At 63.4% G+C, this 20,766-nt stretch carries 17 protein-coding genes and 3 pseudogenes; 11 read left to right on the top strand and 9 right to left on the bottom strand.

Features of this window, described 5'->3' with window-relative positions:
- Positions 1-248 (top strand): annotated as a pseudogene (locus VSR34_RS19850) (hypothetical protein); the annotation flags it as partial.
- 118 nt (positions 249-366) lie between these two features.
- Here the strand turns inward: VSR34_RS19850 and VSR34_RS19845 are convergent.
- Positions 367-1,932 (bottom strand): methyl-accepting chemotaxis protein, encoded by a 1,566-nt coding sequence (locus tag VSR34_RS19845; protein WP_342963276.1) that lies wholly within the window; start codon positions 1,930-1,932, stop codon positions 367-369.
- A 1,635-nt stretch (positions 1,933-3,567) separates the two neighbouring features.
- Here VSR34_RS19845 and VSR34_RS19840 point away from each other — a divergent pair.
- Positions 3,568-5,466: an AAA family ATPase gene (locus VSR34_RS19840; RefSeq protein WP_342963275.1), complete on the top strand. Its 1,899-nt coding sequence runs from the start codon at positions 3,568-3,570 to the stop codon at positions 5,464-5,466.
- Between the two features lie 16 nt (positions 5,467-5,482).
- On the opposite strand, the gene VSR34_RS19835 is transcribed toward VSR34_RS19840, so the two are convergent.
- Together VSR34_RS19835 and VSR34_RS19830 are read right to left on the bottom strand one after the other, a co-directional pair.
- Entirely contained in the window at positions 5,483-5,743 is a 261-nt protein-coding gene (locus VSR34_RS19835; protein ID WP_342963274.1) for a hypothetical protein, read from the bottom strand.
- Between the two features lie 163 nt (positions 5,744-5,906).
- A complete protein-coding gene (locus VSR34_RS19830) occupies positions 5,907-6,197 on the bottom strand; it encodes a hypothetical protein (RefSeq protein ID WP_342963273.1) in 291 nt (96 codons plus the stop codon).
- An 83-nt stretch (positions 6,198-6,280) separates the two neighbouring features.
- Here VSR34_RS19830 and VSR34_RS19825 point away from each other — a divergent pair.
- Together VSR34_RS19825 and VSR34_RS19820 are read left to right on the top strand one after the other, a co-directional pair.
- Positions 6,281-6,538, top strand: a pseudogene (locus tag VSR34_RS19825) (ABC transporter permease); the annotation flags it as partial.
- A 201-nt stretch (positions 6,539-6,739) separates the two neighbouring features.
- Entirely contained in the window at positions 6,740-7,519 is a 780-nt protein-coding gene (locus VSR34_RS19820) for a hypothetical protein (RefSeq protein ID WP_342963272.1), read from the top strand.
- 87 nt (positions 7,520-7,606) lie between these two features.
- Here VSR34_RS19820 and VSR34_RS19815 read toward each other — a convergent pair whose 3' ends face one another.
- Entirely contained in the window at positions 7,607-7,870 is a 264-nt protein-coding gene (locus VSR34_RS19815; protein WP_028230849.1) for a hypothetical protein, read from the bottom strand.
- Between the two features lie 336 nt (positions 7,871-8,206).
- Between VSR34_RS19815 and VSR34_RS19810 the strand changes: the two genes are divergently transcribed.
- From VSR34_RS19810 to VSR34_RS19780, 7 genes are all read left to right on the top strand, one after another.
- Positions 8,207-8,605, top strand: a complete 399-nt coding sequence (locus tag VSR34_RS19810; protein WP_342963271.1) for an NUDIX domain-containing protein — start codon at positions 8,207-8,209, stop codon at positions 8,603-8,605.
- Positions 8,606-8,662: 57 nt separating this feature from the next.
- Positions 8,663-10,303, top strand: coding sequence for a Na/Pi cotransporter family protein (locus tag VSR34_RS19805; protein ID WP_342963270.1), 1,641 nt, complete (start codon positions 8,663-8,665; stop codon positions 10,301-10,303).
- A 125-nt stretch (positions 10,304-10,428) separates the two neighbouring features.
- Positions 10,429-11,070 (top strand): response regulator, encoded by a 642-nt coding sequence (locus tag VSR34_RS19800; protein ID WP_342963269.1) that lies wholly within the window; start codon positions 10,429-10,431, stop codon positions 11,068-11,070.
- Between the two features lie 224 nt (positions 11,071-11,294).
- Positions 11,295-12,491 carry a paraquat-inducible protein A gene (locus tag VSR34_RS19795; RefSeq protein WP_342963268.1) on the top strand — a complete coding sequence of 399 codons (1,197 nt, stop codon included), beginning with the start codon at positions 11,295-11,297 and terminating at the stop codon, positions 12,489-12,491.
- Positions 12,488-13,786 (top strand): MlaD family protein, encoded by a 1,299-nt coding sequence (locus VSR34_RS19790; RefSeq protein ID WP_342963267.1) that lies wholly within the window; start codon positions 12,488-12,490, stop codon positions 13,784-13,786. Before VSR34_RS19795 ends, VSR34_RS19790 begins: the two co-directional genes overlap by 4 nt.
- A complete protein-coding gene (locus VSR34_RS19785; RefSeq protein WP_342963266.1) occupies positions 13,783-14,430 on the top strand; it encodes a PqiC family protein in 648 nt (215 codons plus the stop codon). Before VSR34_RS19790 ends, VSR34_RS19785 begins: the two co-directional genes overlap by 4 nt.
- Before the next feature lie 473 nt (positions 14,431-14,903).
- Positions 14,904-15,476, top strand: a complete 573-nt coding sequence (locus VSR34_RS19780) for a cupin domain-containing protein (protein ID WP_028230844.1) — start codon at positions 14,904-14,906, stop codon at positions 15,474-15,476.
- Between the two features lie 165 nt (positions 15,477-15,641).
- Here VSR34_RS19780 and VSR34_RS19775 read toward each other — a convergent pair.
- The 5 genes and pseudogenes from VSR34_RS19775 to VSR34_RS19755 form a co-directional block, all read right to left on the bottom strand.
- A pseudogene (locus VSR34_RS19775) lies at positions 15,642-16,730 on the bottom strand (efflux RND transporter permease subunit); the annotation flags it as partial.
- Between the two features lie 64 nt (positions 16,731-16,794).
- On the bottom strand, positions 16,795-17,352 hold the full coding sequence (locus tag VSR34_RS19770; protein ID WP_042289382.1) for a GNAT family N-acetyltransferase: 558 nt from the start codon (positions 17,350-17,352) through the stop codon (positions 16,795-16,797).
- Positions 17,353-17,357: 5 nt separating this feature from the next.
- Positions 17,358-17,885: a GNAT family N-acetyltransferase gene (locus VSR34_RS19765; protein WP_028230842.1), complete on the bottom strand. Its 528-nt coding sequence runs from the start codon at positions 17,883-17,885 to the stop codon at positions 17,358-17,360.
- Positions 17,886-17,929: 44 nt separating this feature from the next.
- Entirely contained in the window at positions 17,930-19,291 is a 1,362-nt protein-coding gene (locus tag VSR34_RS19760) for a metallopeptidase TldD-related protein (RefSeq protein ID WP_342963265.1), read from the bottom strand.
- Positions 19,291-20,727, bottom strand: coding sequence for a TldD/PmbA family protein (locus VSR34_RS19755; protein ID WP_342963264.1), 1,437 nt, complete (start codon positions 20,725-20,727; stop codon positions 19,291-19,293). The genes VSR34_RS19760 and VSR34_RS19755 overlap by 1 nt, the downstream gene beginning before the upstream one ends.
- Positions 20,728-20,766 lie beyond the last annotated feature (39 nt).

Raw genomic sequence — 20,766 nt, 5'->3', positions numbered from 1 at the left:
TAACCATGGTGATGGGGTCGGCGGTGCTGCTGTTCGCAGCCGGCTTCGTGGTCGACCACTATCGCCGGGAGCATCGGCGTGCGCAGTTGATGCGGCGGCTGGACCATGTGCGTCGCAACGAGGTCCTTTCTGCTGGATCTTCAGCGGAGGGCGCTCTCGCTCATAGAAATGTGATCCACCGTCGAGATGTACTGATACGTCGCCCTCAGCAAATCCATATGACATCTATACCGGCGGCAAGCACCTGAAGCTCCAGACCGCAGACGATCTCGCGGCGGCTCTTCCCGAAGCCCACCGCAAACTGCTTCGTCTCGGCGCCTCCGTTCACCACGGGCGCGGCTTTGGCAGGCGGCTCGCCGCTTTCGGTCAGAGACTCCCCTCGTCCCGCAGACGGAACTGCGCAACCGCATCGTTGAGCCGCACGCTCTGCTCTTCGAGTGAGAGCGCGATGGCCGACGCCTCCTCCACGAGCGCCGCGTTTTGTTGCATCGTCTGCTCCATTTTCGTCACGGTCACGTTGACCTGCTCGATGCCGACCGACTGCTCGTCGGAGGCGATGCTGATCTCGCCCATGATCGCGTTGACGCGCTCGACGGCGTCGACGAGCTCGGACATCGTCGAGCCCGCCTGCGCGACGAGGCCGCCGCCCTCCTCGACGCGGCGCGTCGAAGCGCCAATCAGCTCCTTGATCTCCTTCGCCGCCGATGCGCTGCGCTGGGCGAGCCCGCGGACCTCGGTCGCGACGACCGCGAAGCCACGCCCCTGCTCCCCCGCGCGCGCGGCCTCGACGGCCGCGTTCAGCGCGAGGATGTTGGTCTGGAACGCGATGCTTTCGATCACGCCGACAATGCCCGTGATCCGTGAGGAGCTCTCGGAAATCGCCGACATCGTCGCGACGACGCGCTCCATCGCCTGCCCGCTGCGCGCCGCGATGTCGGCGGCGCCCTCCACATGGCGGCGCGCGTCGCGCGCGTTGTCCGCGTTTTGCCGCACGGCCGCCGTCAGCTCCTCGACGCTCGCCGCGGCCTGCTGCAGCGACACGGCCTGCTGCTCGGTGCGCGATGACAGATCGACGTTGCCGCTAGCGATGGCGCTGACGTCGCTGACGATCGTCCCCGCGCTCGCGCGAACCTGCTGCACCGTTGCGGTGAGGCCCGCCTGCATTTGCTTCAACGCGGTCAGCAGATAGGCCATCTCGTTCTTGCGAGCAACCACGACGGTGCCCGTCAGGTCGCCCTTGGCGATCTTCTCGAAGTGATCGACGGCGAGGTCGATCGGTTCGACGATCGACTTCGCGAGCGCGCGCTGCGCAAAGAAGCCGACGAAGAGAGCGAGCGCGGCGACCGCGCCCAACGCCCAGACAATCTTGTGGAATCGCATGGCGGCAGCTTCGTAGCGGGCCCGCTCGCGGTCGACCTGAAAGCCTTCGAGCGCCTCGATCGCCTCCTGGTACGCGGTGAAGAGCGCGGGCCGCGCGGAGCGCTGCGTGTCGAGGAAATTGAATGCGTCTTCGTGGTCAAGCTGAGACAGCGCCTTCAAGAAGACCTGATCAAGCACGGCCTGGCGGCTATTTTGGAGCGCATCGAAGAGCGCCTGCTCCCGCGCATCGCGATCATGCAGATGCACGTAGGCGTCCAGTTCGTCGTTGCTTTGCTTGAGAAACGTGTGGAGCTGCGCGATCTCAATCTTGGCGGGCTGACCGGCGGCGATGATTTGCGCAACGTCACCAAAGCGCTCGCGCGCGACGAGCATGCGCTCCGAGCTCGTCTTGAGATGCAGCAGCGATGCGGTGTCGTCGCGGTACATCGATTCAAGCGCCGCATCGCCCACGTAGAGGCCGGCGATGCACGACCCGACGACCATGACGAGCAGCACGGTGTAGCCGGCGATCGTCGCGGCGAGGCCGCCGCGGATTGAAAGCTGTTTGAGCATGAGGCTGCCTCGAACCGACGACCGGCACGCGATCGGCGGCGGATGTGTCTTTCAGGTCACGAAATACGATTGCCTCGTCGATGAACGCAGCAAACGTGGGAGCGATGGACGGAATAACGGCGCGATAAACAGGAAGTTTTTCGCTAACGCGACATCGAAGCGACAAATTGCGACGCCCTATATAAAGCCTGTCAAGCCCTTATTGGGCGATTCTCTCGACTGATGTAGAGGTTCTTCCGCTGCATCGCAGAATGAAATGGTGACTGCTGCAGTCAGCCACGATGGTCTGAAGCCGGTGCTTGCGCTTGTGAGACTTGACGTCGCTGGGTAGCCAGGCGCGGTTGCCCGCGTACGAGGCGATCACCCGCCCATGGAACCCGCTCGCTCACAAACGCAAAGGTCGGTCTATCATTTACGCGCGGCATGACTTCTCGCTCAAGCCCGCATAGTTGAGCTAAAGCGACGGTTTTCATTTCAGGGAAGTTGCAGCCTCCGGGGCGCCTCCAAGAAAAGCTGTGTCGTGATGTGCGATTTGAAGGGTACAAGCGCGGACGCGCGCTCCGTTGCACGAAGATCCGCTCTTCCAGGTAGCAACGGCTGTTTGGGGGTCGTGAAGCGCTTCCGGCTTCGCTCCTCGCTGGCCAACGCCAGCGCTTGCTGAACTCGATGTAAGGTGCTGCCCCGTCGTCGCCAATAGCACTGGCATTAGGGCTGTGCTTTCGCACGGAGCTTCCTGCCCCGTCACTTCATGCATCGCTGCCTCTTTATCTTCGTCGTCCTGCACAACGTCCCCCATTCACTGCAAGGCGGCAGCGTGGCTTCGCGCGCAGAAAGGACGGGCAAAACTGCTGCGTGAATCATCGCAGGAGGTCGAAGCCGCTCAGACAGGACGACTCCGACCGACCGGTCTTCAGGCATGCTAGCCGCGTGCTTGAAGACGGGTCCCGCGCTCCCGCGCCCTTGTCCGGGGATGAAGTGGCAGAAGACTGTTAGTCGCGTTTCGGCCATCAAGTCGGCCCGGCCGGCCCGCCATGAGATGAAAGGGCACACCACGGATTCGTTTGGGGTTGTAACCCGCCTGCGCGAGTTGAGCGAATCCGCCGTCAATCGGTTCCCCGTCGTGATTGCGGTGCCTATCTGGATGTGACGCCCTCTGTGGCTCGATCATTCGTGTTGAGGCCCCAATGCCTGCCGCCCTCCTGCCTGAATCATTTATGTCTGTCTAAATCCCGATTTTTCAGTAATTCCGACTGATTTAATTAGGGTGCGGTAGATATCGCGTTCAAAAAACCCGCGCGGCTTTTTACGCTGATAAACTGTGCCCCGGAGCTAAGGCGGCGACGCCTTTTCGCGCATTCGCCTGCGTCCCCCTTCCAGCGTGTCGACCGCCCGATAGACGGTACAAACAGGCCTGTCCGCGAATTGAAAGACGCTTATGCCGGGCATACTGCCTTTGGCGAACGCGGCTCACCGGGACGCGCATCGTCGTCCTTCTGGACTGTCCCTTAAGCGATGTCCCGTGCGACTTTCGCCTCCGCCCATTTTCGGCAGACTCAGCCTTCAGGGTACGAAGGTGATTTTGAAAGACAGGTTGATTAAGCAAGGGCTTGTTAAGTCCACATCTGGAAATGATTCATGAAACCGGGGAATAATTCGCTTGAGAAGAAGCGCGTCCGCAAACTTGCTATGGCGGCTGTCGCGGGGCTGATCGCGGTGCTAGTCGGTTGGGGCGTCTGGTGTTTTCAGCATCGCGCCGTCCAGCAGGCGCCGGCGCTGAGCGGCATTGCGAGCGAGATGCGTGAAGACGCATCCCCCTGGACGCATGCGGAGAAAGACGCGTCGATGATGCTGCGCGACATTCACGACACCAAGGTCGTGGCGATCGGCGTGAGTCCCAACGCCATTCTTGTGTCGCTGCGCGACGGCTCGAAGTACTTCGTGACCGACCACAACGCGACCTTCTCGCACGCGCTGCTGTTGGGCGAGCGCTCCGACGCCGCCGCATATCAGCTCGTGTGGCTGCCCAATGTCGACATCCACAGCGACGGCGCGCGCTGGACCCGACTGTTCGACCAGTTCCACGACGCGCTGAGCGTGCTGCTGCCGCTCGCGCTGATCGGCGGGATGGCGTGGTTCATGCGGCGCGAGATGAAAGGCAGCGCGACGCTGCTCAGCGAAACGCCGACGCTGCGCTTCGATGACGTGATCGGCGCGAACGAAGCCAAGGCCGCGCTCGCCGATATTCGCGCTTACCTGTCCGATCCGAAGCAGTTCTCTTCGCTGGGCGTGCGCGCGCCGTGCGGCATCCTGATGGTCGGCGCGCCCGGCGTCGGCAAGACGCGGCTCGCTCAGGCGCTGGCCGGAGAATGCGGCGCGAACTTCATTTCGATCACGGGCAGCTATTTCAGCGCAAAATACTACGGCGTCGGTATCCAGAAGGTGCGGCACCTGTTCGAGCTCGCACGCAAGAACGCGCCGACTGTCATCTTCATCGACGAAGCGGACGGTCTCGCGAAACGGACGGACACCGGCGCTGGCCCGGTCGAGGCCGAGAGCAACCGCATCATCAACCAGCTGCTCGCGGAGATGGACGGCTTCGAATCGAACGAGGGCGTGATTGTCGTGGCTGCGACCAACCATCCCGACAATCTCGACGAAGCATTGCGCCGCCCCGGCCGTTTCGATCGCACGGTGCAGGTGCGTCTGCCGGATCGCGAAGACCGCGCGAAGATCTTCCGTTTCTACGCGCAGCGCCTCAAATCGAAAGCGGCGGATATTGACTACGACCAACTCTCGCGCTTGACGACTGGACTGTCGCCCGCGACGGTCGCGATGGTCGTCAATCAGGCGGGTTTGATCGCGCGCAGGGCGGGCGACAACGAAATCGCCGCGAAGCACTTTATGGAAGCGATCAAGATCGCGCGCATCGGCGACGTGAGCGGCGCCGAGCGTGCGCTAACCGAAGACGAGCGCCAGCGCGTCGCGGTGCATGAGGCGGGTCACGGTCTGGTCGCCGCGCTGCTTGGCACCGGCGTGCTCGAGGAAGTGACGATCCTGCCGCGTGGCGGCGCGCTTGGCGTCGCGCTGATCACGAAGGCGCAGGACAAGCACCTGTACCGCGAGACGGAAATCCGCAACGAAATCCAGGTGCTGCTCGGCGGACGCAACGCGGAGATCCTGATGTTCTCCGAAGCGTCGAGCGGTGCCGCGTCGGACTTGCAGGAGGCCTCGCGTATCAGCCTCGACATGGTGTCGAAGTTCGGCTTCAATAACGACGGCGATCTGTTCAGTCTTGCGGCGCTGCCGTCGCAGTACGCGGGCCTGCAAATGAAGAGCGCAATCGAGCATGCGAACGTGCTGCTCAGGGAACTCAACGAACTTTGCTACGGCTTGCTGCGCGCGTACGAGCCGGTACTGCGCGACATTTCAGACCAGTTGCTCGAGCATGAGACCGTACCCGGGGACACGGTCTATCGGCTCATCGCCGAGCACAAGAGCACGCTGAACATCGTGCACGAGCCCGCCGCCGCTTGACGGACGTTTGCGCGTGTTACGCGAAGCCGGACGGTCCAGGATCGGGTACGCCGGGCGGCGCGTCCGTATCGCCCAACGTGTCGCTGCTTCCCTCGCCGGGTTTGTCTGGCTCTGGTGCGGGAGTTTCGCCTTTTTTCGGCAGAGGCTGGTCGAGGCCCGGTTCGACCGGAGTAGGGATGGCATCGCCGATGGGCTTCGAGACCTCGGCGGGTGGGCCGCCGGGATCCTCGTCCTCCGGGCGATCAGGCTCGTGCGGGAAGTTCGCCGTGTTTGACACAATGCTCTCCACTTGCGGGAACAGTAGCCACGGGGAAGCAATGCGCGTGCCTCGGTCCCGTGGCGATCGTCTGAAGCGTTGTCCGCGTCAGAGCGCATATCTAGAAAGCTCCGCGCGTATCCTGTTCTTCCATCGTTTGGCCGGTTCGGTCCCGCCGAGCGCGTCAAGTGACGGGCAGGCCGATGCTGATGCCGATTGATAGCGTGATCTGCCCGACCGCAAGATCAGCGCCTCGATCGGCCTCCAATGCAAAGGGAGATCGCAAACGACGCGACAATACCGAGCATATGTGGGCCTTGAAGCGGCGAGCTGCACTCGTACTTCTGACGCGCAGGCCGTCCCTGCGAAAGTACTGGATGCCCGCGCACGGCGTCAGCGTTGCGCCATGCGGCGACGCGCTGCGCACCCCGGCCGCAACACCGCGCAGCCTGCCGCGACGCAGCTCAAGCTTCATGCAGATGACTTTGACTCGCTATAGATGTCATCCGCTCGCAGCACGGGCACTCGCTATGCCATATCCCGTCAACGCATGCGCGAAGCACGCCGCGCGAGTCCATGCCCCAGTTCGTGCAGAACATCATGCTCGTCGCACCCACCACGCGCTTCGTCGAGTTGGGCCAAGCCATGCTCTTTCGCGGCGCGGGCATTGCCGTGGTCTGGCGGCCGTTCCTGTGGTTCGCCGTGATCGGCAGTGCGCTATTCGTGTTCTCGCTCATGCGCTTTCGCAAGACCCTCGTCAGATGGCCTGAGTCCGCCGCCCACTCCGCCTGTCAACCGTGGAATAATTTCCAGTGACGCGGGAACGTCGAAGGAGTGAAATGAAAGCTGCATTTGGGGCGCCAGATCTGCGAACTTGCCAATTTCACAGCTCGCGGAAGAGGTCCGGCGATAGCAGCACTTCTTTGCGGTACACCACCATGGCGCTGAACGGGATGTGGCGCCTTTGGCCGGTGATCTAGTCGACTAATTTGCGTCCCGCAAATAAAGGGGAGACAGATGGACACCGAATTCGCCGGGTATCCCGTTTATTTCTATGACTACAATGAAATAGAAACATTTTGTCTGTCACAGAGGGAGCAACTTGTTCAGGACGACGTAGGGTTGATATTAGGCGTCTTGCGCGGAGGCGCGATACCTGCCCTGATGCTATCCCAGATGCTGGGTATTCCCGCGGATTTTCTTTATTATAACCGCCCACAAGCAAGGGCTGAAATCAGGAATTTCGAAGTTTTCGACCTGATCGAGTCCTGCGTCGATAACGGAAGGAAAATCTTGTTGGTGGAGGATATTGCAGGAGTCGGATACACGCTGATCAATTGTCGCGACTACTTGCTGTCTCTTGTAAAAGATGCGTCTTTAATCAAGGTATTGGCCTTGGTACGCCACGGAAATAGCCGGGCGAAACCCGACTACAGCAAGGATTGCTCCACTGTGCGTGCGATTTTGCCCTGGGAGAGGTACGTCACGGGTCGCCGGTGCCTGGATGATTTCCTGAGATCGGGCGAGGCGCTGCTGGAGGATCAACGTTATAAGAAGGTATTGGCTATCAACGATCCCGTCTTCCCCTTGAAACTGAAAGATGAGTGGACGGTGGACTATTACCTTGTACTGGAGGGCGACTATCATTTGAGTTTGAAGGCCATTGAAATCCTCGGGCCGGAAGAGATCTATTGCAACAACGATCCTCTGATAGATCTCATAAGCAGGAAATTTCCATTCTCCATTGTCTATAAAATCATTAACGGCAATAGATACAGGATAAGCGCACTCGAATAGGATTCTGCAACGGTGCCGTCGCGGGGCGACACTGGATGTAGTCGTCAGTGGGCAGGCCCGCGCAACACTTCCCCAACCCGGGCGAATTCAGTGAAAGAAGTCGTCGACGATCTTGCGCCCTGCACTATAGCCGCCCATGAGCGCGTCGATCTCGCTTGAGAACGGACTGCCACGGGGAACTCCAAAGCTCAACGGGGAGAAGATCGCCATTGCATGCCCATCTCTGGAAATGCGGACAACGGCGACATAGACAGGAACAGCCTGCGCTTCCCTGACGGGCCCGATCCTGACAGCGTCCACATCGACTGAAACTTCCAGCGTAAATCCGCCGTATTCGTAGCTTCGATACATGTTTCACTCGTTCTCTTTCTTGAGATCTTCGGGTTGCCATGACCCCGCCATTCTGGCTGGAAAGGACTTGTGCATGGCACATATCAGCATATCCGCTCCACCACCAGAAACAATGTCTGACGCCTGTACGTAAACCATTCCTTATGAACAGGCAGGCCAGCGGCCGGCCGGGGGGCGGACAGCCTACCTTGTTGGCGTGCATCCGACCTCAGGCCCATAAAATGCTGAGCTAAGCACGAAGCCGGGGTATCGGGGATCAACAACGGCTGATGTTCCGAAAATGCGAGGGATTCGCTCGCTCGTCAAGTAGCTCAGTGAGAATCACGAGTTCGGTGTATGAAAAACCGCGCAACCATTTTGTGCAGCAAAGACGGCCGGATCCTTCTGGTCACGCGCGGGCGCGGGCGCTGGACGCTCCCCGGCGGGACGATCAAGCGCAACGAGCTTGCGTTGCAAGCCGCCCAACGGGAGATGTACGAGGAAACGACGATATTCACGTCCGGGTCCGCCGGCTCGATGAGCTATCTGTTTGCGTTCGGAGGACTAAACAAGCTGCACCATGTGTTTGTTTTCGACCTGCCCGCGTGTGCTGTTCCGCGACCTGCAAACGAGATCGTGCGCTGCTGCTGGATTCAGCCGTCGAGAATTGCCGCTGTCACGACAAGCGTCCCGACGCGAGAGATCGTCAATCTCTTCTATACCCAGCTTCGCAAACGCCGCGTTACAACGGTCTGATTGCCCGCCGGTGCCGGAGAAAACAGAGCCGGTTGCAGGCGCAACAAGGAGGCGCAGGTGGTCGCTGTCGTGCTTCATCTCGCAGGCGGCATTGCACTGCTCACCTGGGGCCTGCACATGGTCGAGTCCGGGCTCATGCGCGCGTTCGGCGCCTCGCTCAGGCGCGTCATGGCGAGAAGTCTCGGCAACCGCTTCAACGCGTTTTGCGCGGGCCTTGCTATCACCGGCGCACTGCAGAGCAGTACCGCAACCGGCATGATCGCGTCCTCCTTCGCGGCGCGCGGGCTGATGGGATCGGTAACGGGGCTCGCCGTGATGCTTGGCGCGAATGTGGGCTCGACGCTCATCGTGCAGGCGTTTTCGCTCGATCTCAGCTGGATGTCGCCTGCTTGCCTGCTGACGGGCGTGGTGCTCTTCGAAAGGGGCAAGGCTTCGCGCCTCCGGGACGTCGGCCGTGCATCGATCGGGCTCGGCCTGATGCTGCTTGCCCTTTCCCTCCTTATTTCGACTGTGCAGCCTGCCGAGACCGCGCCCGCAGTGCGTACGGTACTCGGAGCGCTGTCTGGCGAGCCGGCGCTCAACGCGGTGCTCGCTTGCATGCTAACGTGGGCCGCACATTCGAGCATTCCGGTCGTGTTGTTCGTGATGTCGCTCGCGAAACTGCATACAGTCCCGCTGGATATTGCGATCGCGCTGGTGCTGGGTGCGAACGTCGGCAGTGCGCTCAACCCGTATTTCGAGGCGGCGAAAGGCGACGACCGCAGTCGCCGCAGATTGCCTGCCGGCAACCTGCTGCTGCGCGGCGGCGTGTGCGTGGTGTTGGTCACCCTCTGCTCGCCGCTCGCGCGCCTGCTCGACGGCCTGCCCGGCGACGCAAGCCGCGCAATTGCCGATTTCCACACTGGACTGAACATCGCCATTGCAGTCGTGTTCATCGGACTGCTCGACCCGGTCGCCCGTCTGCTGGAGCGGATGATGCCCGCGCCTGCTGCACCCGGCGACACGGGCTCGCCGCGCTACCTCGATGAAAGCGCACTGCCGACGCCGACGCTGGCACTTGCGTGTGCGGCGCGCGAAGTGATCAGAATGAGCGAGATCGTCGAGACGATGCTATGCGAGAGCGTGCCTGTCCTGCTTGCCAATGACCGGCGCGCGGTGACTCATGTCGCGAGCCGCGACGACGCCGTTGACGTGCTCCACGATGCGATCAAGCGCTACGTCACCCAGGTGACGCGCGAGCCGCTGACCGAAGAGGACCGTCGCTGGGCATCGGAGATCATGACGGCCGTCATCAATCTCGAGCATATTGGCGATATCATCGAAAAAAATCTGCTGGAAATCGCGCAAAAGAAGATCAAGATGCAACTGAGTTTTTCGGCAGAAGGGACCGAGGAACTGCTCATGTTGCACCGCTCGGAGACCGGGAGTTTTCACCGCGCGCAGGCGCTGCTCGTGTCGGGACGGCAGCAGACCGCGGCGCAGCTCATCGCCGACAAGCAGGCGCTGCGACGCCTCGAACGTTCGGCGCGCGAACGCCACCTCGAACGGCTCCGCGAAGGACAGCCGGACAGCCTGGCCTCGAGTTCGCTGCACCTCGACGTACTGCGCGATCTCGTGCGCATTCAGTCGCACATTTGCGCGCTCGCCTACCCGCTGCTGGAGCGCGAAAAGGCGGCTGGAACGACGGCGCGAGTTTGATGGCTCCCGTGAGCCGTCAATTTACTTTCTGTAATTACATTTTCGTTTCATGCAATGCGCACCCGGCGTGCGTTTCATCGAGCGGCGTCGGTGGGCGAGCGGGATGGCGGAGCTGGGAACGCGCGATGCTGCAAAGCAACAGGGAGGTGAACCCACGTATGAGTCGGGTGCTTCTGGCGGACGATGACACAGCGGTATGCGAAACGCTTCGGATCTTCCTTCACGAGGCGGGGCATGTCGTAACCACGGCGCGCAATGGACTCGAAGCGGTTCAGGCGGCGTTGTCCGATACACCAGACGTGATCGTCTCCGACGTTGAAATGCCGATCCTGGACGGCCCGGACGCTGTCTCCATGCTCAGGGCGATACCGCGTTTTTCCAGCATTTTGGTAATTTTGATCTCAGGCGACGAGCCGGATTCACGAATATCCACTGAAACGTTTCTGCGCAAGCCGTTCGATCCCCATCTCCTGCTGGATGCCCTCGAGCAGCGCAATAGTCGCGGGCCTCCTGCGAGCCCGGCCGCATCCGCGCGGCAGCCAAGCGAAGCCGAGCTGCAGGACGGGCGTATCGCCAGGGCTATGACGCTGGTGGCGGAGCAGGAAAGCCGCGTTGCCCTCTTGCAGTGCCGCGGCGAGAACGCAGCTTTGGCGTCCGAACTGTACGACGCGCTGAAGGACAGCGCGTGCTTGCTCGAGGGCTACCGGCGAACTTCAACCATGTGTCCGTCGTCGCGTACCACGTCGACCGCACCGATCCCCGATTAGTTGTTCACCTTGCAGGCCCCGCCAGGCGCGAAGCACGCCCCGCGCCCTGCCCCAAGAACTCTCTCGCGGCACCAGGAACGGCCCATGCGCGCGCGCTGGAACTCGCCTCGCGAACGCGCGAGGTAGCGATCACGAGGCGTCAATGGAGCGGCGCACATGAGCAGCAGCAACCTGTTCGCATCACAGCCGCCGCGCGCGGGCCAACAGCCAGCGGACGGATTCGCATGACGATCGGCTGTCCGGAATGCGGCACACTCGAGCAGATTCCGCCGCTCGAACCGCGCTCGTTCGCGCGCTGCCGGGTCTGCCACTATCCGCTGGAGCGGCGCAGCGGCCGCAGCGTCAGCGCGGCGCTCGCCTGCGCGACGACGACATTCGCGCTGCTACTCCCCGCCAATCTCGCCCCGCTCATGACGGTTCACCTGTTGGGCGTGGAGCGCTCGTCCGTTCTTTCATCAGGAATACTAGCGATCTGGCGAGACGACTGGATCATTCTCGCGCTCTTGCTCGGCATCTTCGGCATCGTGCTGCCGTTCGTGCGCTTTGGCGCGCTCATGGTCGTGCTCGCCGCCGTGAGCATCGACCGGCCTTTCGCCGGTATCGGCAGGCTCTTTCGCTGGACCACCCAACTCGACGTCTGGACGATGCCCGACGTGTATCTCGTGGGCTGCTTCGTCGGCTATGCGCGCATCACGCAAGATCTCACCGCCACGATAGGACCGGGCGGCTATTGCTTCATTGTCGCCGCGCTCATGTCGATGCTCACGCGCGCCTCGCTCGATCGCCGGACCGTCTGGCGCGCGATCGCTCCGGAGCGACAGAATGCAGGCGAACCCGCGCTATCGTGCCCTGTGTGCGATCTCGTCGTCCCCATTTCGCAGGAAGGACAGCCCTGCCCCCGCTGCGGCCTGAAACTACGGGCACGCAAACGCGACGCCGTGGTGCGCGCAGCGGCGCTGTCGCTGGCGGCGCTGGTGCTAACGGCGCCGGCCAATTTTTACCCGATGACCGAGTCGCAGCATCTCGGCAAGCATGATTCGCACCGTATCGTCGATGGTGTCTATCAGCTCTTTCACGCCGGCCTTTGGCCGTTCGGTATCCTCATCATCTGCACGAGCGTCGTGATACCCATTGCCAAGGTCGCCGGCATGGCATGGTTCATAGCCTCCGTGGTTCGCGGCTCGCGCAGGCATCTGCGTGCGAAGGCGCATCTTTATCGCTGGATCGACGAGCTTGGACGCTGGTCCAATGTCGATGTGTTCACGATCGCCGCGTTCGTGCCGCTCATCCATTTCGAGGGTATTGCGACAACGCGGCCCGCCATAGGTGCAACGGCGTTCGCCCTCGTCGTTTTCTTCACGATGGCGGCTTCACGCGCATTCGATCCGCGTCTGCTATGGGACGCGCGGAAACGATCATGAGCGGCGGGCGTTCTCATCGCACACAGGCGCAGGTGCGGCACAGCGCGTGGCCGGGCTGGATCTGGGCCGTGCCAATCGCGGCAATCACCGTGACCGGCTGGCTCGGCATTCGTGCGCTGGTGCAAGACGGCCAAACCGTCACGGTGACGTTCGATAACGCCTTCGGCATGAAGCCCGACGACACCATCGTCACCCTTCGCGGCGTGAAAGTGGGCGCGGTGTCGGACCTCTCGCTCGCACCCGACGGGCAGCATGTCGAGGTAAAACTCAGGATCGAACGCGCCGAAGATCGATATTTGCGCAGCGGCACACGCTTCTTTCTGCGCGGCGCGAAGCTGGACATGAGCGATCCTTCATCATTGAAGGCACTGCTTGCGGGGCCCGAAATCGTCATGGAGCCGGGCCCCGGTCAGCCGGCTACCCGATTCGACGGCGCCGACCGCCGGCCCGCGCTCGCCCCGCAGCATGGCCCCATGGTGCGCTATATCGTGCGGTTCGACGGCGCGGCGGGTGACCTCGACGCGGGCGCCGACGTGCAATTGCGCGGCTTTCATGTCGGGACCGTCACGAACGTGCGCCTGAGCTACGACGCGCGCACCGGCGCACTCAGCACGCCTGTGCAGATCGCGATCGACCCTGCGATGCTTGGTATCGTGGGCGCGCCGCCGCCCCAGAACGGCGACTGGCGGCCGCCCGTCGACGGCATGATGAAGCGCCTCATCGCGCAAGGCCTGCGTGCGCGCCTGTCGCAAGACCCGCCGCTCGTCGGGGCGCGCAAGGTCAACCTCGACTTCGTGCCGCTCGCGGCGAGCGCGACGCTGACATCCGATAACGGCCTGCCCGTGATACCCAGCGTAGCGCCCGCCGATTTCGACACCATGGCGTCTCGCGCAAACGACGTCATCAAGAAATTCGATGCCCTGCCGATCAAGGAAACGGGCGATCAGGTCCGCAGTATCGCGGCGCACGTCAACGCGCTCAGCAGTTCGCCGCAGATCCGCGACAGCCTGAGCCATATCGACCGTTCCGTGGCGCAGATCGATCAGACACTCGGGCAGGTGTCGCCGCAGATCGGGCCGCTCGTCGCGCAGCTGCGCGAAACCGCGAACGCGGCCGACCGCACCGTTGCCGCCGCCAATCGCACGCTGGGCGCTGATGCCACCAGCCAGAACGATCTACCCGCCGCGCTGCGCGAGCTGACCGATACGGCCCGCTCGGTTCGCGCCCTGGCCGATTATCTCGACCGCCACCCAGAAGCGCTGCTGCGCGGCAAAGCACCGGAAACGAACCCATGACGCACCACCTCGCCAAGCCTCCCCATCGCGCCTTGCCGATTGCGTGGCGAAGCCTGGCGCGCACCCTCGGCGCTGCATTGCTGGCGGCCCCGATGAGCTTCGCGGGCTGCGGCCACAGCGCGCCCACGCACTACCTCACGCTCGACGCCACCGGCGCCGGCGCCGGCGCCGGCATGCCACTTTCGACCAGGCCAATGGCACCGGTGCAACTGAGCGCCGTGCACATTCCCGCCGTGCTCGACCGCCCCGAAGTCGTCACGCAGACCGGGCCGAACCGCCTGAAAATCGACGATACCGCCCGCTGGGGCGCCCCCCTCGCGCAGATGATGCGCTCCGCGCTTGCGCAAAACCTCGAGAAGCGCCTGCCCGCGGGCGCCTTCGTCTTCCCCGATGCGCCGGCGCCCGCTGGCACGCGTACGCTGGTCGTCACGGTGCTGGACTGCGAAACCACCGCGAGTGCGACGTTGACGCTGCAAGCGAGCTGGGCGCTGCTCTCGGGGCAGCCCGTCCAGACCAGCCTCACGCAACAGGCGACGCTCAATGCAGAAGTCACAGGGCAGGACGCGGCGGCGCAGGCCGCAGCGCTCAGCCGCGTACTGGGGGAGCTCTCCGACCGCATCGCGGCGTCGATCAACGGACGCTGAGCCTGCGCATCGCCGATCCGGTGCTCGTGATCCGCCATCTCATGGCTTGCGATTAACCGCAAGCGAACCAAGTGTTTTTTCCGAGCGCCACTCTCTCAGCATTCCTCCGTAATCCGAAACTCGAAAGGATGCTTGAAATGACGGATTGTTTTTAGCACGCTGCAAAACGGTGGTACGCTGCGGCTTTCATGCTATCGTTTATGGGCCGCAGACGGCACGCCGGGGCAACGGCGCTTCCGTCAACTGGCGTCAAGGCATGATCGCCGACGTACGCAGGGGGAATTCGAATTGCAATCCCGGCGGTAATCGGCATATTCCATTACTTGTCGGCCGGTTTGTCTCTGAAATCGCCAGATATAGACCGTGCCGGAGCAATGGAAATGAATGGAGACCCAAAGTGTACGACAAGATCGGGCTTTCGCCCAATCCGGGTTTCGGATTAAAACATATTCAACAGACAACAATATTCCGTCATGGTTTCGAAACCCGTTGAATCACTGAACGTCGTTTCCGTAGGGAGCAAGATTCGCGGACTGCGCCAGAGACAAGGCCGTACGCTCGATGACATCGCCAGCGCGGCGCAGCTCTCAAAGCCGTTTCTCTCGCAGGTTGAACGCGATCGCGCCACCCCCTCGATCACCTCGCTCGTGAGCATCGCGAAGGCGCTGGGCGTGCCGGTAAGCTATTTCGTCGATGCGCCCACCGAAGCGGGCTGCGTGTGCCGTGGCCAGGATCTGAAATTTTTCGGCTTTGCCAATTCTGCCGACCTTTACGCACGCCTGACCAATCCGTCCGGCGGCCGCCAGCTCGAAGCCATTCTCGTGCGCATGCCGCCCGGCGAGCGCTCCAGCGAAGTCACCACGCACGCAGGTGAAGAGTTCCTGCATGTGCTCTCCGGTGAAGTGACCCTCACGCTGGAAGGACAGACGTTCGTGGTCCGCGCGGGCGACAGCGCGCACTACGAATCGACAGTGCCACACGCCTGGAGCAATACTTCCGATCAGGAAACCGTACTGCTCTGGGTGGGCACGCCGCGTCTGTTCTGATTTCCGCCTACCCGCGCATTGAGTTATCCGCCTGCTGCGCGGCGACCAATCAGCCATAGGCGCATGGGGAAGTCAGGGCGCCTCCGTTTCGGCCTCTTTCGTCTGTTGCGCTGTGTGCTCGCTTCGGCGCGGCGGTACGCGATCCACAGGTCGCGCCGCCACGCGCGATACCACCGCGTAGTAGAGCACTGGCGTGAACACGAGTCCAAGCAGCGTCGCCGCGATCACGCCGCCGAGCACTCCCGTCCCGATGGCGTGCCGGCTTTGCGCGCCGCCGCCCTGCGAGAACGCGAGCGGCAGCACGCCGAGCACGAACGCCGCAGAAGTCATCACGATAGGCCGCAGCCGTTCGACGCTCGCGCCCAAAACCGCGGCGCGCAGCGGCAACCCGCCCGTGCGGCGCACGCTCGCGGCCTGCACGATCAGGATGGCGTTCTTCGCCGCAAGGCCGATCACGGTCACCATTCCCACCTTGAAATAGATGTCGTTGGGCAGCCCGCGCAGGAGCATCGCGCTCACTGCGCCGAGCGCGCCGAGCGGAACGACCAGCAGCACGGAAAGCGGCGTGATCCAGCTCTCGTAGAGCGCCGCCAGCACCATGAACACCGCCAGCAGCGAGAGGCCGATGAGGAGCGGCGTCTGGCGCGTGGCCTCTACTTCTTCGAACGCGGCGTCGGTCCATTCGCCATACACGCCTTCGGGCAGAGCGAGCGCGAGCCGCGCCATTTCGGCCATCGCTTCGCCCGAGCTATGGCCCGGCGCCGCGCGCCCCGTCACGTCGAGTGACGGATAACCGTTGTAGCGGCTCAGCATCACGGGGCCGAGCGTCCAGTGCGTCGCCGCAATCGACGACATTGCCACGGTTGCGCCGAACGTGTTCCGCACAGGGAGGTCGAGCAACTGGCTGTCGTTCATGCGCGTGGGTGCGTCGGCTGCGACGATCACGCGGCGCATGCGCCCGCCCGCCGGAAAGTCGTCGACGTAGCTGGAGCCGAACGTGCTGCCCAGCACGTCGGAGATGCGGTCGAACGATACGCCATACGCGTAGGCCTTGTCGCGGTCGACGTCGAGTTCCACGCGCGGCGCATCGGGCAGGTCCTCCGAGTGGATCTGCGCCACCACACGGCTGTTGCCGGCCGCCTCGATCAGTTGGTCGCGCGCGGCCTTCAACCCGCCCATGCCGATGCCGCCGCGATCCTCCAGCCGGTACGTAAAGCCCTCGGAGTGGCCGATGCCCGGCACCGCCGAAGGCAGCATGTTGACCCATGCGAAGACCGGCCTGTCGATGAAGAAAAAGGGCACGCGCGCGTAGATCCGGTTACGAGGTCAAGGGGGAAGCGAACGATGGTGCTTCGGCGTAGCGCGCCATGTGAAGCGTATCGGCAAGCACGCCGTCGCGCATCGCGGCGCCGCGCGAGCGGCCCTCTACGACGAAGCCGAACTTGCGATAGAGCGCGATGGCGGCCTCGTTGTCGGCGAATACCTGGAGTTCGAGCCTGCGCAGGCCCAGCGACTGGTCGGCGCAGGCGATGATCGCCGCCATCAGCGCGCTGCCTACGCCGCGGCCCTGCCAGGCATCGTGCACGCCGAAACCCACCGAAGCGCAGTGTGAGCGGCGCGGCTTCGCAACTTCGAGATGCGATTGCCCGACCACGCGTCCGTCGATTTCGGCGCAAATCGTGATGCAGCCGGCTGGCCGGCTCTCATACCACGCACGCAAAGCTTCCGGAGTGCGCCAGCCGCTCAATAGCGTGCCGTGGCGCACACCTGGCTGATTCATCAAGTCGGCGATCGCGTCGAAGTCTGCGGGCTCGCAGGTACGCACGCGAATCGTACCGGGTGATGTGAACGCGGGCGATGGCGTCGGGACATGCATGGGCATTACTCCGGGGCGAGAGGCAGCGGATCGTGCAGGCGCGCCATCAAGAAGAAGTCGGCGAGCACTCCGTCTCGCAATACGGCGCCGCGCAAACGTGCCTCGATTTCGAAGCCGCATTTTCGGTAGAGCGCTAACGCGGCCGCATTGTTGGTGTAAGCGTGAAGTTCGAGCCGCCGCAGGCCGAGCCAGTTATCGGCGAAGTCCAGGATCTGCCCCATGAGGAACGTCCCGACGCCACGGCGCTGCCATTCGTCGTGGACGCTGATGCCGATCTCGCCGACGTGCGCGCGGCGCAGCTTCTGCGGATGCAGTCCAGCCTCGCCCACGATGGTGTCGCCCACCCACGCGCCAATGATGACAGCGGGCGATACCACGCTCGCGATCCACTCGCGCGTCTGTGCGACGGAATCATACGGTGCGTCCGCATTGCCCCGCACGATTGAAGGGCAGTGCCGCAGCGCATGCAGCGCTTCTGCATCGCCGGGGCGTAACGCGCGCACGACGATCCCCTCGGGTAAGCTCGACTGCATTGTTGTTTCCTTCGTGTTCGAGTCGTCAGGTACGGCCAGGCACGCTACAGTGTCAGTTCAAACGACTTCACCAGCACCCCCGGCAGTTGCATGCCGCCCGTCGCACGTTGGCCCCATGTGTCTTCGGACAAGCGCAGCTCGGGCTGCGCGCCGAGACGTTCGAGGCGCTCGCCCAGCAGGCCGTACAGATTGTCGTCGAAGCGCATGGCGTCTACCGGTGCAACGACACGCCCCTCCTCCACCCAGAACGTCGCAAAACGCGTCATGCCGGTCAGGCGGCAGCTCATGCGGTCCGAGAAGTTCACATACCACAGGTTGCCCACGTAGAGCCCCGTGCCGAGCGCGGCGAGTACGTCCGCATCGGCGAGGTCGCCGCCCGGCATCGAAAGCGACGACGGCGCCTCGCTCGCCAGCGCACCGTTGGGTACGAGGCCGTACTCTCGCGCCGTCCGTGCGTTCGTCAATTGCGCGACGCTCCTTCCCTCACGCACGAGCGGCACGCTTTCGCGCAAATAGCCGTCGTCGTTGAAGGCAGGGGTAATACCGAGGCCGAGGTCTTCAGTGAGCGAAACGCGCGCGTCGAGTGAAAGCTCGCCGCCATGCAGCCGGTAAAGCGGGCTCTGCGACGTCGCCTGCGCGCGCGACGAAAAGCCGCCCCACGCAGCAACGCCCAGCAGCTCTTCGAGCGCCGCCGGCGCGAGCCAGGCACGGTACCGGCCCGGCCCCAGCGCTCGCGGTGCGAGCGCCAGCACGGGCAGGCGTGCCGCCGCTTCCTGCACCTTGCTGGCGAACTTCGCGTCGTCCCAGTTCTCGCCCGCATAAGTCGTCTTGATGGCGCGGCCGCCAGGATGATAGAGCGACCAGCTGAAGCAGAAGTTCTCGACTTCGTGCCAGCCACGGCTGCCGCAACTGGAGGCGAAACCGCGCGCGAGCATGCCGCCCGCGTAGAAGCCCACGAAATCGAGCCCTCGCGCGCATTCGGCCACCACATGGATGAGCGCATGCGGATCGCGCAGCCTTCCCGTGCGCCGCGTCGAACGCTGCCACGCTGTCGTGTCGTAGAGCAGATGCGGATCATCAGGGGCATCGCGCAGGCCCGAGCGAAGCGTCTGCAATGCAGCGCCAACGTCACGCAGATCCTGATCGGCATTGCCGCAGATGTCGAGCGTGGAATACGCCTGGCGCGCGCCGTCGATCAGCCGGAGCGTGAGCTTGCCCTGCGAGACGAGACCCATCTGCCGGACTTTGCCGCCGTTGAAACGAATGAAGTCCGATTGCTCTGCCGCAAAGGAAGTGAGCGCCGTTTCACCAGCCAGCAACAACCCGTCGATCGCATCGGCGAGCATCATGAAATGCGAGTGCCAATCCACCGCCACACGCTCGCTTGCAATGAGTGTGCCGCTCATCAGGCGCCTCCGAATACGTCTACGTTGCTGAAGACGCACGCGGGTGACGCGTGCCCCACACGAATCACCTGCGCGGGTTCCCCCTTGCCGCAATACGGCGTGCCGTAAACCTCGCGGGTGCTCGCGTCGCCTACGGCAACGAGACTGCGCCAGAAGCTCGCCGAGATGCCGCGATAATTAGGATGCTTGACGACCTGCGTGAGCTTGCCGTTCTCGATGAGCCGGCCGTATTCGCAACCAAACTGGAACTTGTTGCGATGGTCGTCGATGGACCATGACGTATTCGAAGTCATCAGAATGCCGTTTTCGATGTTTGCGATCATCTCGGCGAATGTCTCTGTGCCGGGCTCGATGTTCAGGTTCGCCATGCGGTCGATAGGCGGGCGATTCCAGTTGGCCGCACGCGAGTTCGCGACCCCTGGCAGCCCGGCGCGCTGCTGCGAGAGCGCGCCGCCGAGCGGCCGCTCCAGCACGCCGTTACGGATCAGGTATTGTTTGCTGGCCGAACTGCCTTCGTCGTCGAAGGCATAGCTAGCGGCTTCTTCCTGCAGTTCCGGGTCGAACGTCACGTTCAGCAACGGGGAACCGTACTGATAGCTGCCGAACATCTCCGGCTTCACAAAGCTCCAGCCAGCGAAGTTGCGCTCATCGCCGAGAATCCGGTCCAGTTCGAGTGGGTGACCGATCGACTCGTGAATCTGCAGCATCATCTGGTCCGGCATCAGCAGCAGGTCGCGCCTGCCCGAGGGGCAATTCGGCGCCGCGAGCAGTTGCAGCGCCTCGTCGGCCACACGGGCGCCGGCGCCATCGAAGCCGTGCCGTGCGAGTATCTCGATGCCTCCCTGCCCGAGCGCGCCGTGGTCGCCGGCCAGCGTTCGCACCTGGGTGTCGCCGTTGGCATGCGCGGCCACGCTCAGTCCTGGCATGAGGTAGCGAAAGCGCTGCTCGATACGCACGCCGTCGCTCGTGAGATAGAGCTGATCGGTGTGCGCAACATGCATGCTCGCCACGCGCTCGACGATGCGCGCGTCGAGGTTCGCCGACGCGCATTCGTGCGCGAGCTGGCCGAGCCACTCGCGGCGGGTGGGAAGCGGCGCGTCGACGTTCGGCGAAGCATAGCTGCCGCTCGCCACGGGGCGCGCAAGGCGGCGATGATCGATCAACGAAACTTGCGCACAGGCGAACGCCCGCGCCGTGGCGATGTCGAGCGCACGCTGGAGCCCCTCGGCACTGAGGTCGGCGGTAGCCGCATAGCCGGCGCCCGCACCGGCCCAGGCCGTCAGCATGGCGCCGCGCTCGCGCACCACACGCAGCGGCTGCGCGATGTCGTTGCGCACCACGTGGTCCTCGATGACTTCGTCCACCATGCGCAGCGACCAGAAATCGGCGCTGCTCTTCAGCGTGCGCGCGCCCTGCACCCAACGCTCTTCGATCATGCGAACTTCTCCTGTAGCGCCGCCGGCTCGTCCAGCATC

Source organism: Paraburkholderia sp. JHI2823 (genome assembly GCF_038900695.1).
GTDB classification, from domain to species: domain Bacteria; phylum Pseudomonadota; class Gammaproteobacteria; order Burkholderiales; family Burkholderiaceae; genus Paraburkholderia; species Paraburkholderia mimosarum.
The sequence above is the reverse complement of the archived record's forward strand: the minus strand, read 5'-3'. Positions and strand labels throughout refer to the sequence as shown.